The 13,188-nt window shown below is 38.9% G+C and carries 13 protein-coding genes; 11 read left to right on the plus strand and 2 right to left on the minus strand.

The window, feature by feature from the left end; translation table 11 throughout:
- Positions 1-38: 38 nt before the first annotated feature.
- From ND855_RS02220 to ND855_RS02240, 5 genes are all read left to right on the plus strand, one after another.
- Entirely contained in the window at positions 39-1,202 is a 1,164-nt protein-coding gene (locus ND855_RS02220; protein WP_265356995.1) for an LLM class flavin-dependent oxidoreductase, read from the plus strand.
- Positions 1,202-2,104 (plus strand): aldo/keto reductase, encoded by a 903-nt coding sequence (locus ND855_RS02225; protein ID WP_265356996.1) that lies wholly within the window; start codon positions 1,202-1,204, stop codon positions 2,102-2,104. The genes ND855_RS02220 and ND855_RS02225 overlap by 1 nt, the downstream gene beginning before the upstream one ends.
- A gap of 123 nt (positions 2,105-2,227) precedes the next feature.
- Entirely contained in the window at positions 2,228-3,322 is a 1,095-nt protein-coding gene (locus ND855_RS02230) for a GAF domain-containing protein (RefSeq protein ID WP_265356997.1), read from the plus strand.
- Positions 3,323-3,447: 125 nt separating this feature from the next.
- The gene (locus ND855_RS02235) at positions 3,448-3,792 is read left to right on the plus strand and encodes an ArsR/SmtB family transcription factor (RefSeq protein ID WP_265356998.1); all 345 of its coding nucleotides are present in this window, start codon (positions 3,448-3,450) and stop codon (positions 3,790-3,792) included.
- The gene (locus tag ND855_RS02240; RefSeq protein WP_265356999.1) at positions 3,789-4,304 is read left to right on the plus strand and encodes an SRPBCC family protein; all 516 of its coding nucleotides are present in this window, start codon (positions 3,789-3,791) and stop codon (positions 4,302-4,304) included. Before ND855_RS02235 ends, ND855_RS02240 begins: the two co-directional genes overlap by 4 nt.
- Before the next feature lie 53 nt (positions 4,305-4,357).
- Here the strand turns inward: ND855_RS02240 and ND855_RS02245 are convergent, their stop codons facing one another.
- Together ND855_RS02245 and ND855_RS02250 are read right to left on the minus strand one after the other, a co-directional pair.
- Complete coding sequence (locus ND855_RS02245; protein ID WP_265357000.1) at positions 4,358-5,062, minus strand: SDR family oxidoreductase; 705 nt, start codon at positions 5,060-5,062, stop codon at positions 4,358-4,360.
- A 54-nt stretch (positions 5,063-5,116) separates the two neighbouring features.
- Positions 5,117-6,187 (minus strand): alpha/beta hydrolase, encoded by a 1,071-nt coding sequence (locus ND855_RS02250; protein ID WP_322113377.1) that lies wholly within the window; start codon positions 6,185-6,187, stop codon positions 5,117-5,119.
- 59 nt (positions 6,188-6,246) lie between these two features.
- On the opposite strand from ND855_RS02250, the gene ND855_RS02255 reads away from it, so the two are divergent.
- From ND855_RS02255 to ND855_RS02280, 6 genes are all read left to right on the plus strand, one after another.
- A complete protein-coding gene (locus tag ND855_RS02255; protein ID WP_100719757.1) occupies positions 6,247-7,413 on the plus strand; it encodes an acyl-CoA dehydrogenase family protein in 1,167 nt (388 codons plus the stop codon).
- A gap of 227 nt (positions 7,414-7,640) precedes the next feature.
- Positions 7,641-8,111 (plus strand): GNAT family N-acetyltransferase, encoded by a 471-nt coding sequence (locus ND855_RS02260; RefSeq protein ID WP_265357002.1) that lies wholly within the window; start codon positions 7,641-7,643, stop codon positions 8,109-8,111.
- Between the two features lie 235 nt (positions 8,112-8,346).
- On the plus strand, positions 8,347-10,158 hold the full coding sequence (locus ND855_RS02265; RefSeq protein WP_322113553.1) for a PAS domain S-box protein: 1,812 nt from the start codon (positions 8,347-8,349) through the stop codon (positions 10,156-10,158).
- Between the two features lie 47 nt (positions 10,159-10,205).
- A complete protein-coding gene (locus ND855_RS02270) occupies positions 10,206-10,793 on the plus strand; it encodes a DUF6962 family protein (RefSeq protein ID WP_265357004.1) in 588 nt (195 codons plus the stop codon).
- Between the two features lie 40 nt (positions 10,794-10,833).
- A complete protein-coding gene (locus tag ND855_RS02275) occupies positions 10,834-11,847 on the plus strand; it encodes a sensor domain-containing diguanylate cyclase (RefSeq protein ID WP_265357005.1) in 1,014 nt (337 codons plus the stop codon).
- 86 nt (positions 11,848-11,933) lie between these two features.
- Positions 11,934-13,184 carry an NADH:flavin oxidoreductase/NADH oxidase family protein gene (locus ND855_RS02280; RefSeq protein ID WP_265357006.1) on the plus strand — a complete coding sequence of 417 codons (1,251 nt, stop codon included), beginning with the start codon at positions 11,934-11,936 and terminating at the stop codon, positions 13,182-13,184.
- The last annotated feature ends 4 nt before the right edge of the window (positions 13,185-13,188 follow it).

The following is a 13,188-nucleotide window of genomic DNA, read 5'->3' on the forward strand; positions in this document are numbered from 1 at the left end:
CTTGTCGTTTCTTGGTATCTCGGTTTCTATTGGCAACAATGAATCCGATTCCCAAAGCACCCGCCATTCGATCCGAAGACACTTCTGTGGAAGTTGCCTGGTTTTGTGACCTATGCAATGGAGATTATGAATTTTTAGGAGTTCCTGATGGGAACTTACGTTCTAGTTTCGAACATTGTGCCGACATCATCCGCATAGCAGATGAGTTGGGGTATCAAAATATTCTATTACCTTCCTCTTACCAAACAGGACAAGATACATTAACATTTGCTGCTGCGGCCTCTCAGTTTACAAAACAAATTTCTCTCCTAACAGCGATTCGGTGTGGGGAAATCCATCCTCCCATGCTTGCAAGAACCCTTTCCACTTTGGATCATATGCTAAAGGGAAGGCTTAATATCAACATCATCTCTTCTGACTTACCTGGTACTGTCCGCGATTCCAAAACGAGATATGAAATTTCAAAAGAAGTGATCCAAATCTTACAACAAGGTTGGACAAGAGATCACATCAACTTCCAAGGAAAACATTACCAATTGGATTTATCTGCTGATCCAGTGAAGTCTTACCAAACAAATGGTGGTCCCTTACTTTACTTTGGTGGGATTTCAGAAGATGCACGAGCATTATGTGCTGAGTTTTGTGATGTGTTTTTGATGTGGCCTGAAACGGAAGAAAGACTTGCTGATACGATGAAAGACTTAAGTGAGCGTGCAGTTAGTTTTGGGCGTAAAATTGATTTTGGTTTACGGATCCATTTGATTGTGAGGGACACTGAAAAGGAAGCAAAAGATGCCGCTAAAAGTCTGTTATCAAAATTGAATATGGAAAGAGCTAGTGATATCAAACATAGAGCACTTGATTCCAATTCTGCAGGTGTTTTGCGCCAAGATGAACTTCGTAAGTCCGCTGATTCAGATTTGTTCATTGAACCTATGATATGGTCAGGGATTGGACTAGCACGATCTGGTTGTGGTTCTGCGATTGTGGGAACACCCGAACAAGTGTATGAAAAAATCCAAAGGTACATCCAGATGGGAATCCGCGCATTTATTTTTTCCGGTTATCCACTCATAGAGGAATCAAAACTATTCGCGAACAAAGTGTTACCAAAATTAAAAACAGTGAATTTTGCAGAAGCACAAGGAAGGAAACCCAAGGGTATTCCTGTCACACCTCTGACAACAGGAGAAAGAAAATAATGGTTCCACAGATTCATTTTCCAAAACACAATTTATCCATTTCTCGTTTGGTATATGGAATTTGGAGGTTACATGAAGACAAACATGGATTTGGCGGAGATCGAATTTATGAAAAGATCAATTTATGTTTAGAACTTGGGATTGATACGTTCGACCATGCAGATATTTATGGAGATTTTGAAAATGAAGAACGTTTTGGGAAGGTTCTAAAAAAATACCCAAACCTAAAGAATAAAATCAAAATCATCACCAAGTGTGGGATACAAATTCCAGGTGCCAAATATCCAACAAAACATTATAATACATCTAAAGAACATATACGTTATTCGGTGGAACGTTCATTGCGGAAACTGCAAGTTGATTCATTGGATGTGGTTCTCATTCACAGGCCTGATCCACTCATGGATCCAACTGAAATGGCAGAGGTTTTTGATGCACTGGCTCTGGAAGGTAAGGTCAAACATTTTGGAGTATCTAATTTTACTCCTTCACAATTCCAAATGGTCCAATCGAAATACAAACGTCCTCTTTTCACAAACCAGGTGGAGTTTCATCTATTTCACACTGAACCTATGTTTGATGGAACCTTTGACCAAATGATTGAATCTGGCATCCATCCTATGGTATGGTCTCCTACTGCTGGTGGAAAAATATTTTCACCGAAAACGGAAACGGAAATCAAAACCTCAATCAAATTGCAGGAAATTGCAAAACGACATGGCGCAAGTATCGACCAAGTACTATACTCATGGTTTTTGAATCACCCTGCTGGAATGATTCCCATTTTAGGAACCAATGATTTGGAACGGATCAAATCTGCTGCTGCATGTTTTACTTATCCGCTTTCTAGAGTGGATTGGTTTGCCATTTTGGAAGTGGCAAGAGGTAAAGAAGTCGCCTAAAACATTGGATTCTACGAACGGGAAATATATTGGATGATTTAAGAAACAAAACTCCTATTGTTTAGGGTTTGGTTATAGTCTGCCAAAATCGTTTTGTTGGAGTTGGTAATAGAGGGACATTGTATGCTTTCTGAATTAACTCCAAACCAATATTTTTCTGGTGGTTCATTTAATGCGGACCTTACGGATGATTTACAATTCCATAGTAACTCTTTGCATAGGGAAAAGATTTGGGAACAAACTGTCCAAACAATAGCCAAAATTCCAGAAATATTTGTTACTTGGATTTTAGAATACCAACCAGATACACACTCCTTTCACTTGCTTGCTATACATGGTTCAGAAGATTTAGATTTTCCAAAAACGATACCTAAATCTCAACTCCCATGTTCGAATGTGATTGATTCAAATATGATTTTTGAAATCAATCTATTAGAAGATGATTTTCTTTTTAAGTCACTTCGTATAAACAACTTTAATAAATCATCTACAATCTATTTGGGATATCCTATTCGATCGGACATCGGCACAGTGATTGGAGTCATTGGGATGATTGCAGAAAATAAATTTAAACATAAATTTAAGAATTTAAAGCTGATCGATGTACTTGCGGATAAGTTGAGTTTAGAATTAATTCGATACAAAAATGAAAAATTTATTTCGGAATCATTAAATAATTGCTCCTTTGTAAAACAATCTCTAGGTGAATTATATAGGTTACTTTCCTATCAAACAGATGATATTGTTAAAATTTGCCGGAATTATCTACAGGCTGGTATCAAACTTTTTGGATTACCTTTAGGGCTGATTGCAACAAAAATAGGGGATGGCTGGGAGTATAGTTTCATAGAGGGAAACGTTCATGGAATCTATGAAGGCCAAAAGTTTTCAGATGTTGAATTCAATTTTTCCATTTTCAATTCTTCAGGTAACGCTAGGATTATCAAAAATCTATCAGTTGAAACTTCTCAATTGGTACAAGAACATTTGGGTTTACTTGGAGTTTCTTGCCTTATGGAATTTCCCCTTCAAGTTCACAATCAGCGAATAGGATTGTTTGGTTTTTATGGATTCGGTGAACAAAACATTCAATCATCTGAAATCATTCAAAGGATATTTGAATTAATGGGAATCGGACTTTCAAATTCAATAGAAAAGAATAAGATCCCACCGTTTTCTAAATTTAATCATTTGGATGAAAAAATTCAGAATCAATAAACGGAATTTCTGAGTCACTCAATCGGAAAAAATATTTTAAGATCGTCAATTTTTTCATTTTCTCCTTAAAAAGGAGTTTGACATTTAAATATTATATAACCAAATATTTATATAACTAATTAGATATGCAAACTCTGGACGCAACATTTTCCGCACTGGCTGACCCCACAAGAAGGGCCATTTTGATGCATCTGGCAAAAAAAGACCTAACGGTGATGGAACTCACAAAACCGTTTCAAATGAGCCAACCAGCCATTTCGAAACACCTTAAGATTTTAGAGGAAGCAGGGCTCATTACTACAACGAGAAGGGCTCAGGAAAGACCACGTAGGTTACAAACTGCTCCTCTCAAAGAAGCTGTGGATTGGATGGAGAAATACCGCCAAATTTGGGAAACACGGTACCAGGCACTCGACGGGTTATTGGACGAATTACAAAGAATACAACCAAAAGGGGTGAAGAAAAAATGAATTCAAAAAAAAATGAAGTGAAGATGATTCGAAATGGTGACAATGAGGTTGTATTTCAACGTTATTTCGATGCACCTAGAGAATTGGTTTTTGATTGTCACACCAAACCTGAGTTAATGCGAAGATGGCTCATTGGACCGGAAGGTATGGTTCTCGATACTTGTGAACAAGACCTAAGAGTAGGTGGGAAATACCTTTATCTTTATGCAGATGAGAAGGGAAACAAATCAGGTGTGTATGGAACCTTTCGGGAGGTTGTCGTTCCAGAAACCCTCGCCAACACAGAAAATTACATTATGGATATGGCAACATTTGATGCAAATGCTCCGGAAGATCCAAATGCCACTTTCGAATCACGCACATTCACAACAGAAGGAAAACGAACTCTGATGACACATGTCTGTCGATACGCTTCACCTGACATTTGTAAAATGATGGTGGAATCGGGTGCCGCAGATGGGATGGCAGAATGTTATTTGGAGTTGGACAAATACCTTGCAACGATTCAGTAGGGAAAAACTTCTGTTACTAAAAACCAAGGCATTGGGAATCCCTTGGTTCGTTTTTACCAAGGTATTTCTTTTTTATCTCGGAAGAATTTCCCCGTAGGACCGTTATCGGGAAGAGTGGCTGCCCATACTATGGTTTCAGCACCTTTTTCCACTGGCCTTGTAGCATTGGCACCACCCATATCGGTTTTCACCCAACCAGGGCATACGGAATTGATTTTGATATTTTTTCCAACACCTTCTGTACTGGAAAGGTTTGTCAAAGCATTGATGGCCGTTTTGGAGATCCGATACGCAGGATAACCACCTCCCATATCAGATAGTTGTCCCATTCCAGAGCTAACATTGACAATACGACCATAATTGTTTTGGATCATCATCGGTAAAAAAACTTGGATCAATCGAAATGGTCCAAATAGATTTACCATTAAGGTGCGGTGTAAGTCTTCTGAAGTGGTTTCAAAAAAGGAACCTGGGTCTGTAAATATCCCTGCATTATTGATTAAGATATCCAGACGACCAAAACTCCCAGTGATGATATCGTAAACTTCATTGATACTCTGTTCTTTGGAAACATCGAGAGAGATGATCTCTCCTTTGCCAAACGATTTTACGTGTTTTAAAGTATCTTCTGCATCAGAAACGTTCCTGGAAGCAATGAGAACATAGATTCCTTGTTTTGCCAAATCAATGGAGATTTGTTTCCCAATCCCTCGGTTGGCACCTGTCACAAGTGCAATTTTTTCTTTACTCTGGTTCATGGGAAACTCCTTCGAATTTGCATCCGCGATCTACTTTTTAAAATGTTCTCAGACTTATTTGGTTTTCAGTAATTCTTTTAACCAAACATCTATTTGAGCTTCGATGAATACTTTATCAGTGATCACCCATTTAGACATAAGAACATGCATTCCGTTTTCAACTGCGACTTTTTTATTGAGAGGATTTGGTGTTTTTTCTAAACCAAAGTTGGCATAACCTTCCAACATTTTGGGAACACTTGCTGTTGGGTCTTGTTCTTTTTCATTTTTGTAATAATACAATAATAATGCGGGAGAAGTTACCTTTCGAAATACATCGGGTACTGCTGCGTAATTTTTGAGATCGTTTACTCCCACTAGTGCAGCAAAGTATTGTTCCGGATACCAATAGTTGTTTCTTTCTGGAAGCACTTTAGGATTGTTATGTGATGAAGCTCTTACCTTTCCTTTTAGTAAATGGATGAAACTAAGTCCTCCAGGATAGTTAAGTATATTTAAACTTCCATCCACAGGTGCATAAAAGGGATTGGCAAGTACAAGTCCGTCCACTTCTTCCGGGTATTCAGATGCCAGCCAAGTTGCAAGTAGTCCGCCCATAGAACTTCCAAATACAATCACTTTGTCTCCTTGTGATTGCATCATATACAATGCTTCACGTGACGCATCCAAGTAGTTGTTAAAATTTTGGTCTCTTTGGTCTTCTTTATTTGTTCCATGACCTGGTAGCCTGAGTAAGTATGTATTGGCCTTATACTTTTTCGCCAATTTTTCCATTACATCTTCACCTTCTGCACGAGACGCACCAAATCCATGGATGTATAAAAATGCGAGAGGTGTTTTTTTCCCAAAACTGATATAACGTTCTTCGTTTCCAGGTCTGTGGTTTTTGCGTTTACTTTCGTTTAACTTTTCTTGGAAGTATACTTCAAAGTTCGCATAACTTAAGTTTGCTTTCGACTGGTAATTGGGTCGTCCTGCGCAAGAAACAATTGCAAAGGTGATTGTGATAAGGAGGACAGAAGTGATCTGTCTCAGGTTGTGGAATAAAGAACACGATTTAGCCATACAAATGGAAAATTTTACAGTGTATTTGCTTTCTTGTAAAGAGAGAAAAACCCTTGGCACAGGAAGGGTCGTACGAAAAAAGGTAGTAAATACCCCATTCTTAGAAGGAACATCCCGGAATGTATAGCCAATTCACAGAGCAACAACTTGAAATCAGAGATTTAGTTCGTAACTTCGTCAAAAAAGAAATCCCGCATGAAGTAGCCTTGCACTGGGATGAAAAAAACCAACACCCAACTGAACTCATCAACAAAATGCGTTCCGAACTTGGAATCAACGGTCTTGTGATTCCAGAAGAATACGGTGGATGGGGACTTGGAGCCATTGAGCAGTGTTTGGCCATCGAGGAATTGTCTCGTGGTTGCCTTGGAATCGCTCTAGGATTTGCTTACACTGGTCTTGGAATCCTTCCTATCCTCAAAGGTGCCACTCACGAACAAAAATTGAAATGGCTCCCTGAAATTGCGGACGGTAAGTTCGGAGTTTCTTTCTGTTTATCAGAACCAGGTGCTGGATCTGACGTTCCAGGAATGACCACTCGTGCCGAGAAAAAAGGTGACAAATGGGTCATCAACGGTGCAAAACAATGGATCACTGGTGCATCTGATGCCCAAGCATTTACTGTATTTGCTTATACTGATAAAAACCGTGGAACACGTGGAGTTTCTTGTTTCTATGTGCCACGTAATACAAAAGGTCTTACAGTCGGTAAAAAAGAAGATAAACTCGGAATCCGTGCATCTTCTACACACCAAGTTATTTTTGAAGATTGTGAAGTGAGCGAAGAACAATTAGTAGGAAAAGAAAACCTAGGTTTCGTTTACGCACTCCAAACATTGAATGCTTCTCGTCCATTTGTAGCAGTAATGGGTGTGGGTGTGGCGCAAGCAGCACTTGACCACGCAGCACGTTATGCTCGTGAAAGAGAGCAGTTCGGTGTGAAAATCGGAACTTTCCAAGCAGTACAACACATGTTAGCTGATATGTCTATCAAAGTTGAAACTGCAAGAGAAATCACTTACAAAGCAGCTCGTCTTTCTGACGCAAATGACCCTAACCTTCCAAAATACTCTGCAATTGCAAAAGCATACGCATCTGAGTGTGCTGTTCAGTGTGCAACTGATGCAGTTCAAATTTTTGGTGGATACGGATATACAAAAGAGTATCCTGTTGAGAAGCTAATGAGAGATTCAAAAATCCTCACAATTTTCGAAGGAACAACTCAAATCCAAAAGAACGAAATTGCAGCTTATGTAATCAAAGAAGCAGCTTCGAAAAAAGACTAAGAGTTTCGAACCGAAATTCTGTTGAAAGGGAGCCTCCAGAGATGGGGGCTTTTTTTTTGGGGTGGTACAGTTTGGATGTAGGTATCCCCGCCCTGATTGGGTGGGGTGCGTCCACCCGCCACCCAATGACTCCCTCTTACACCTCCTGCCGAATTCCTCCAGCGAAAAATTGAATTTGCAAATTTCTATTTTTAAAAGTTCATCTTTTGGTAATGAAGGAACCAAATATGAACTTCCGATGGATAGTCACACATGATTCAAAATCCCAATCTTGTATGGACCAACTTTGGTTAGAAATCCAAAATCGATATGGCTTCCAAGCACCAAACCCAATGGTATTCTCTGATTTTTTACCACCCAGAGGTAGATTCCTTTTAGCGGAAGAGTTGGGAACAAATGCGGTAATGGGATCTGTCGCCTATACCAAGTTTAGTGATAAACAATGTGAATTGGATTCAGTTTTTGTATTTCCCAGTTTTCGTAAATTAAAAGTCGCATCATCTTTGTTAGTAGAGTTGGAAAAACAATCTGCAAAAGATGGTTATACTTCCATGATTTTACGTGCAGGTTCTCCACAACCTGAAGCAATTGCGTTATATAAAAACTATGGTTTTTATGAAATCCCTGCCTTTGGAAAATGGACCACTGATCCAACGGCCATTTGTTTTGAAAAAAAAATTTCCCAAACAATTCTTTAAGATTTTGGCTGCCCGGGCGGGCTCTTACGGGGTGCGCTCACGCTCCCGTCCTTAGTTCGTTACCACTCACCAAGGACTAAACCCTCCAGATCCCTGGCAGGATCTAACTATTCTTATGAACTTTTTTTCCTAAATTCTATTTCTGATTCGGTAATCTGTAAAAAAGTGGCTGACTTAAGACTTCTTATATTAGAAAATCTAAGTCCCATTTGGACCGGTAATCAAAGTGACAAGTATCCCAAAAAAACCATTCCCTGGAAAATCGCGAAAAGAAGATCATTACCTTCGTATCCTTCGCCAAATGGAAACATTAGGGAAACTGGGTCATTGGGAATTTGATTTTATCACTCAAACCATACATTGGTCTGAAGGTGTTTTTGTTATTTTAGAAATGGATCCAGTGGAAATGCCCATCTCACTTGAGTTAGGTTACAATTCTGTCCATCCCGACGATCGAGAAAAAGCAAAACAACATATGGAAGATGTGATCGAAAAGGGGATCCCATACAATTTAGAATGTCGCTTAGTAACAAAAAATGGCGCAGTTCGAACGATTCACAGCCAAGCGGAATTGGTTCGAGATAATTCCGGTAAGCCCATTCAAATTGTGGGAATATTCCAGGACATTACTGACCGAACCGAATCTTATATACAACTCAAACAACAAGAATTACGACTCAGTTCTATTTTACAATCAGAACCAGAATGTGTAAAGGTTGTTTCCCCTGATGGAATCCTCATTGAAATGAACCCAGCAGGGCTGAGTATGATTGAAGCAGAAATTCCAGAGGATGCGATCGGAAAAAAAGTAGAAGCATTAATTGAACCATCTGACCTTAGATTCTACCAAAGTCTTCACGAAAATGCATTAAAAGGAATTAAATCAAGTGCTCGTTTTCGAATCATTGGTATGAAAGGAACTCATCGTTGGATGGAAAGTACTGCAGTTCCTCTTACAAACCAAAAAGGCGAAATCACATCCGTATTAAGTTTAACTCGTGATATCTCTGAAAAAGTGATCAATGAAGAAAAATTAATTCGTATCAAACGAAACCAAGAAGCACTCATCAATGGAACATCGGATCTCATTTGGTCTATCGATACAAACTTTTGTTTGGTGGCAGCGAATCAATCCTTTTTAGATGTCCTCAGTTTTTTACAACAATACCCCGCTAAGGAAGGTGATTCTGTTTTAGTAAAAACTGCTGGCGAAGAATTTTATTATAAATGGAAAGAATACTATGAAAGAGGACTCTCTGGTGAATCCTTCACTTCTTTTGAAAATTTCATAAGTCCAATCACTCATGAAGAAGAACATAGAGAAGTTTCATTTAATCCCATACGAAATGTAGACGAAAAAATAACTGGCCTTGCTTGTTTTTCAAAAGATATCTCCAGTTTAATGCGTAAGAGTAAGGAACTGATCTTAAATGAAAAAAGGTTCCGTGTTTTAGTGGAGAATGGAGCCGATGTCATTATGATCCTGAGTCCAAGAGGACAAGGAAAATATGTTTCTCCATCGATCACAAAAGTAATGGGTTATACGGAAAAAGAAGCATTAAGTCTCAATTTGTTTGATGTTGTGCATCCAGATGATTCCCCTAAACTTAAAAAAAGATTATTTGATGTATTAGCATTACCTCTTGGAGGTTCTTTGGCGAGTGAAACCTTTCGTGCCAAACACAAAGATGGATCTTGGAGGTATGTGGAATCAACACTTACCAATATGTTATCAGATGAATCGATAGGTGGGATCGTTGACAATTTTCATGATGTAACCGAAAAAGAAACACAATTAGAAGCCATCAAAACTCAAAACCAAAAACTAAAATCAATTGCATGGACACAGTCACATGTGGTGAGAAGCCCATTGGCCAGGATTATGGGATTAACCCAACTCATTCGGACTGGAAGTTTGACAAAAGAGGAAGAGGATAAGAGTTTAGGTTATTTATTAGATTCTGCTAATGAGCTTGACGATGTCATTGGGGATATTGTAAGAAAGTCCCAAGAAGTGATACCACCAGAATTTAATTCGAAAACATAAGGATTTTCACTTGCCACTTTTCTGAATTTGGTTCTAATTCTGTCACCATGGTTCTTTCCACATTTTTATCAGATTTGTTTTTGTCCTTAGTTTCGCTCAGTGTAGCGTATCGTTTTTTTGGTAAATCATCAATCCCATCTCGTTCCGCATTGTATGGGTTTGCGATCATAGGTATCTCTGCAGGACTTGGGTCCATTCATTTTTTAGGCATCAATACTCTCGATCCAATCTATCGTTTTTTTGTAGGCCTCTCTGGTTGTCTTGGTGTTCCACTCATCGGGCTTGCATTTTTTCATTTTTCCTTTCGTTCCATTTCGGAAAAAACTTTTTTCCTACTCATCACAATCCTTTTTGTGTTGTATTTGGTATTTGCTTACTTGGCTCCTTTGCCAATTTATTCGACAGTCGTCGGTGGAATTGCAATGGTCATCGTACTTGTCAGTTCCATCATACGTTTTCCGAAGCACAACCAAGCAGCTACGATGGGCATCGTGGGAGCAGTTTTGTTTATATTAGCAGGATTAGTGATTGGTACGAAGGGGTCATCAGGACCTTTCCTGAACGTTGATATCTTTCATGTGTTACTTGCGATTGCGAATTATTGTTTAGGTGAAGGAATTCGAAAAATAAGCTAGATCAATATTGATCCTTTCCGAAAGCTAACTCTGAAACGATATGGTCTCATCTCCTTCAGAGTCAACCTTAGAAAAAATACTAAAGATTCAAACAGAGCTCACTGCCGCCAATCCTGACATACCACTTCTATTAGATCTGATCACACTACGATCCAAGGAACTTGTTTCAGCTGAAGGTGCTGTATTCGAATTAGTTGAGGGCGATGATTTAGTATACCGTGCTGCGAGTGGTTCTGCTTCCAATCAAATTGGATTAAGGCTACATGTTTCTGGAAGTTTTTCTGGACTCAGTTTACAATCAAAAGAAATTTTATACTGTGTCGATTCAGAAGAAGACAACCGAGTGAATCGTGAAGCTTGTCGTGTCGTTGGCTTACGATCCATGATTGTAGTTCCCCTATACTTCGATTTAGAAGTGTTAGGTGTATTAAAGGTATTCAGTTCAAAACCTTCATACTTTCATGATAACGATCTTCATACTCTCAATATGTTATCAGGAACAATGGCAGCTGTGTTACACAATGCTTACCGTTGGGCAGAACGTGAAAAACGATTACAATCCATGTCCTATCTTGCAAGCCACGATACACTTACTGGAATCTACAATCGTTCTGCATTTTATGACTATTTAAGGAGAGGAATCACTCGTTTACAATCCAATCCAATTTCACTGACTGTTGCGATGTTTGATTTGGATGGTTTAAAACAAGTGAATGATACATTTGGACATGCAGCTGGTGATTTTTACATCGAACAATTTGCGAAACGGCTTTCTAACCTAATCCAAGATCATGATATATTAGCAAGGTTAGGTGGTGATGAATTTGGATTAATTTTAATGAGTCCTGATCCAAAAGAATCAGTTTTATCGTTTTTATCCAATATTATGAAAATCGTGGAAGGGGAAGTTTTATTTAAGTCCCAAACCCTTCAAATCAGAGCAAGTGTTGGTGTTGCTCATTACCCAGAAGATGGAGCTGAACTGGAATCCTTAATTGCAAAGGCCGATGAGAGGATGTATGAGAACAAACGACAAGGAAAAAAGAACCAATAACCTTAAGGTTCATTCTCTACCTCCCCACGTTTCTTCCTTAAATTTTTCTTTAGTTAGTTATCACTTCTTCTTGTCTAAGGGAAAAGATGAATTCAAACTCCGCAATATTTACAACCCTCACATTACCAAATGGAATCATACTTCCGAATCGATTGGTGAAAGCCGCGATGGAAGAAAATTTATCCAATGAAAATTTAGAACCAGATTCCGCACTATGGAATTTATATGAAGCATGGGCAAAGGGTGGAGTTGGGACAATCATTACTGGAAATGTAATGGTAGATCATAGGTCTCTGACAGGCCCTGGTGGGGTGGTCCTCGAGTCTGGTAGTAGGTTAGATGGTTTCAAAACCTGGGCGAACAAAGCTAAATCTTCAGGTGGAAAAATCATTATGCAAATTAACCACCCAGGTCGGCAAATATTGGCGAAGTTAGGTGGTAACGTTTGGGCTCCCTCTGCAGTTGCAGTCGATATTGGAAATCTTTCTAAACTTTTGGGTAAACCGAAAGCGATGGATGAAACTGAAATTCTGGAAACCATCCAAAGGTTTGTAATGACAGCAAAACTCGCGGAAGAAGTTGGTTTTGATGGCGTACAAATTCATGCTGCCCATGGGTATTTGATAAGCCAATTCCTTTCTCCTTTAGTGAATCAGCGAACAGATGTTTGGGGAGGAAGTTTAGAAAATAGAGCAAAATTTTTAATAGAAGTGATTCAATCTGTTCGTAAGAGTGTAAAACCGAATTTTATAGTATCTGTAAAAATCAATTCAAGTGATTTCCAGAAAGGTGGATTTCAATTTGAAGATGCAACGACTGTCATCAATATGATACAAAAGTTAGGTGTTGATTTTATTGAAATTTCTGGTGGGAATTATGAAGCTCCTGCCATGCAAGGTATTTCAAAAGATGGTTCCACCTTAGCAAGAGAAGCCTACTTTTTGGATTTTGCACGAGAAGTGACAAAAGTAGTATCTGTTCCCATAATGGTGACTGGTGGAATTGTTAGAAAACAAATTGCGGAGTCTGTCATAGAATCAGGCGTGTCTCTCGTTGGGATTGCCACTGCCTTGGCTTTAAATCCAAATTTACCAATGGAATGGAAGGAAAATAAAGAATCCAGTTTTAGATTGCCGATCCCCAATTGGAAATCTAAAACTCTTACCGGTCTTGCAACAATGGCTATGGTGCGTTACCAACTCCAACGATTGGCAAAGGGAAAAATGCCGAATGTAAACCTAATTCCCTGGTTTCGGTTGATTATGGACCAAATCCGATTGTCCAAATTGACAAAACGATACAGACATTGGTTGGATCAAAAATTAGCTTCGTCTTAATTGG

It is taken from the genome of Leptospira paudalimensis (assembly GCF_026151345.1).
Taxonomy (GTDB): domain Bacteria; phylum Spirochaetota; class Leptospiria; order Leptospirales; family Leptospiraceae; genus Leptospira_A; species Leptospira_A paudalimensis.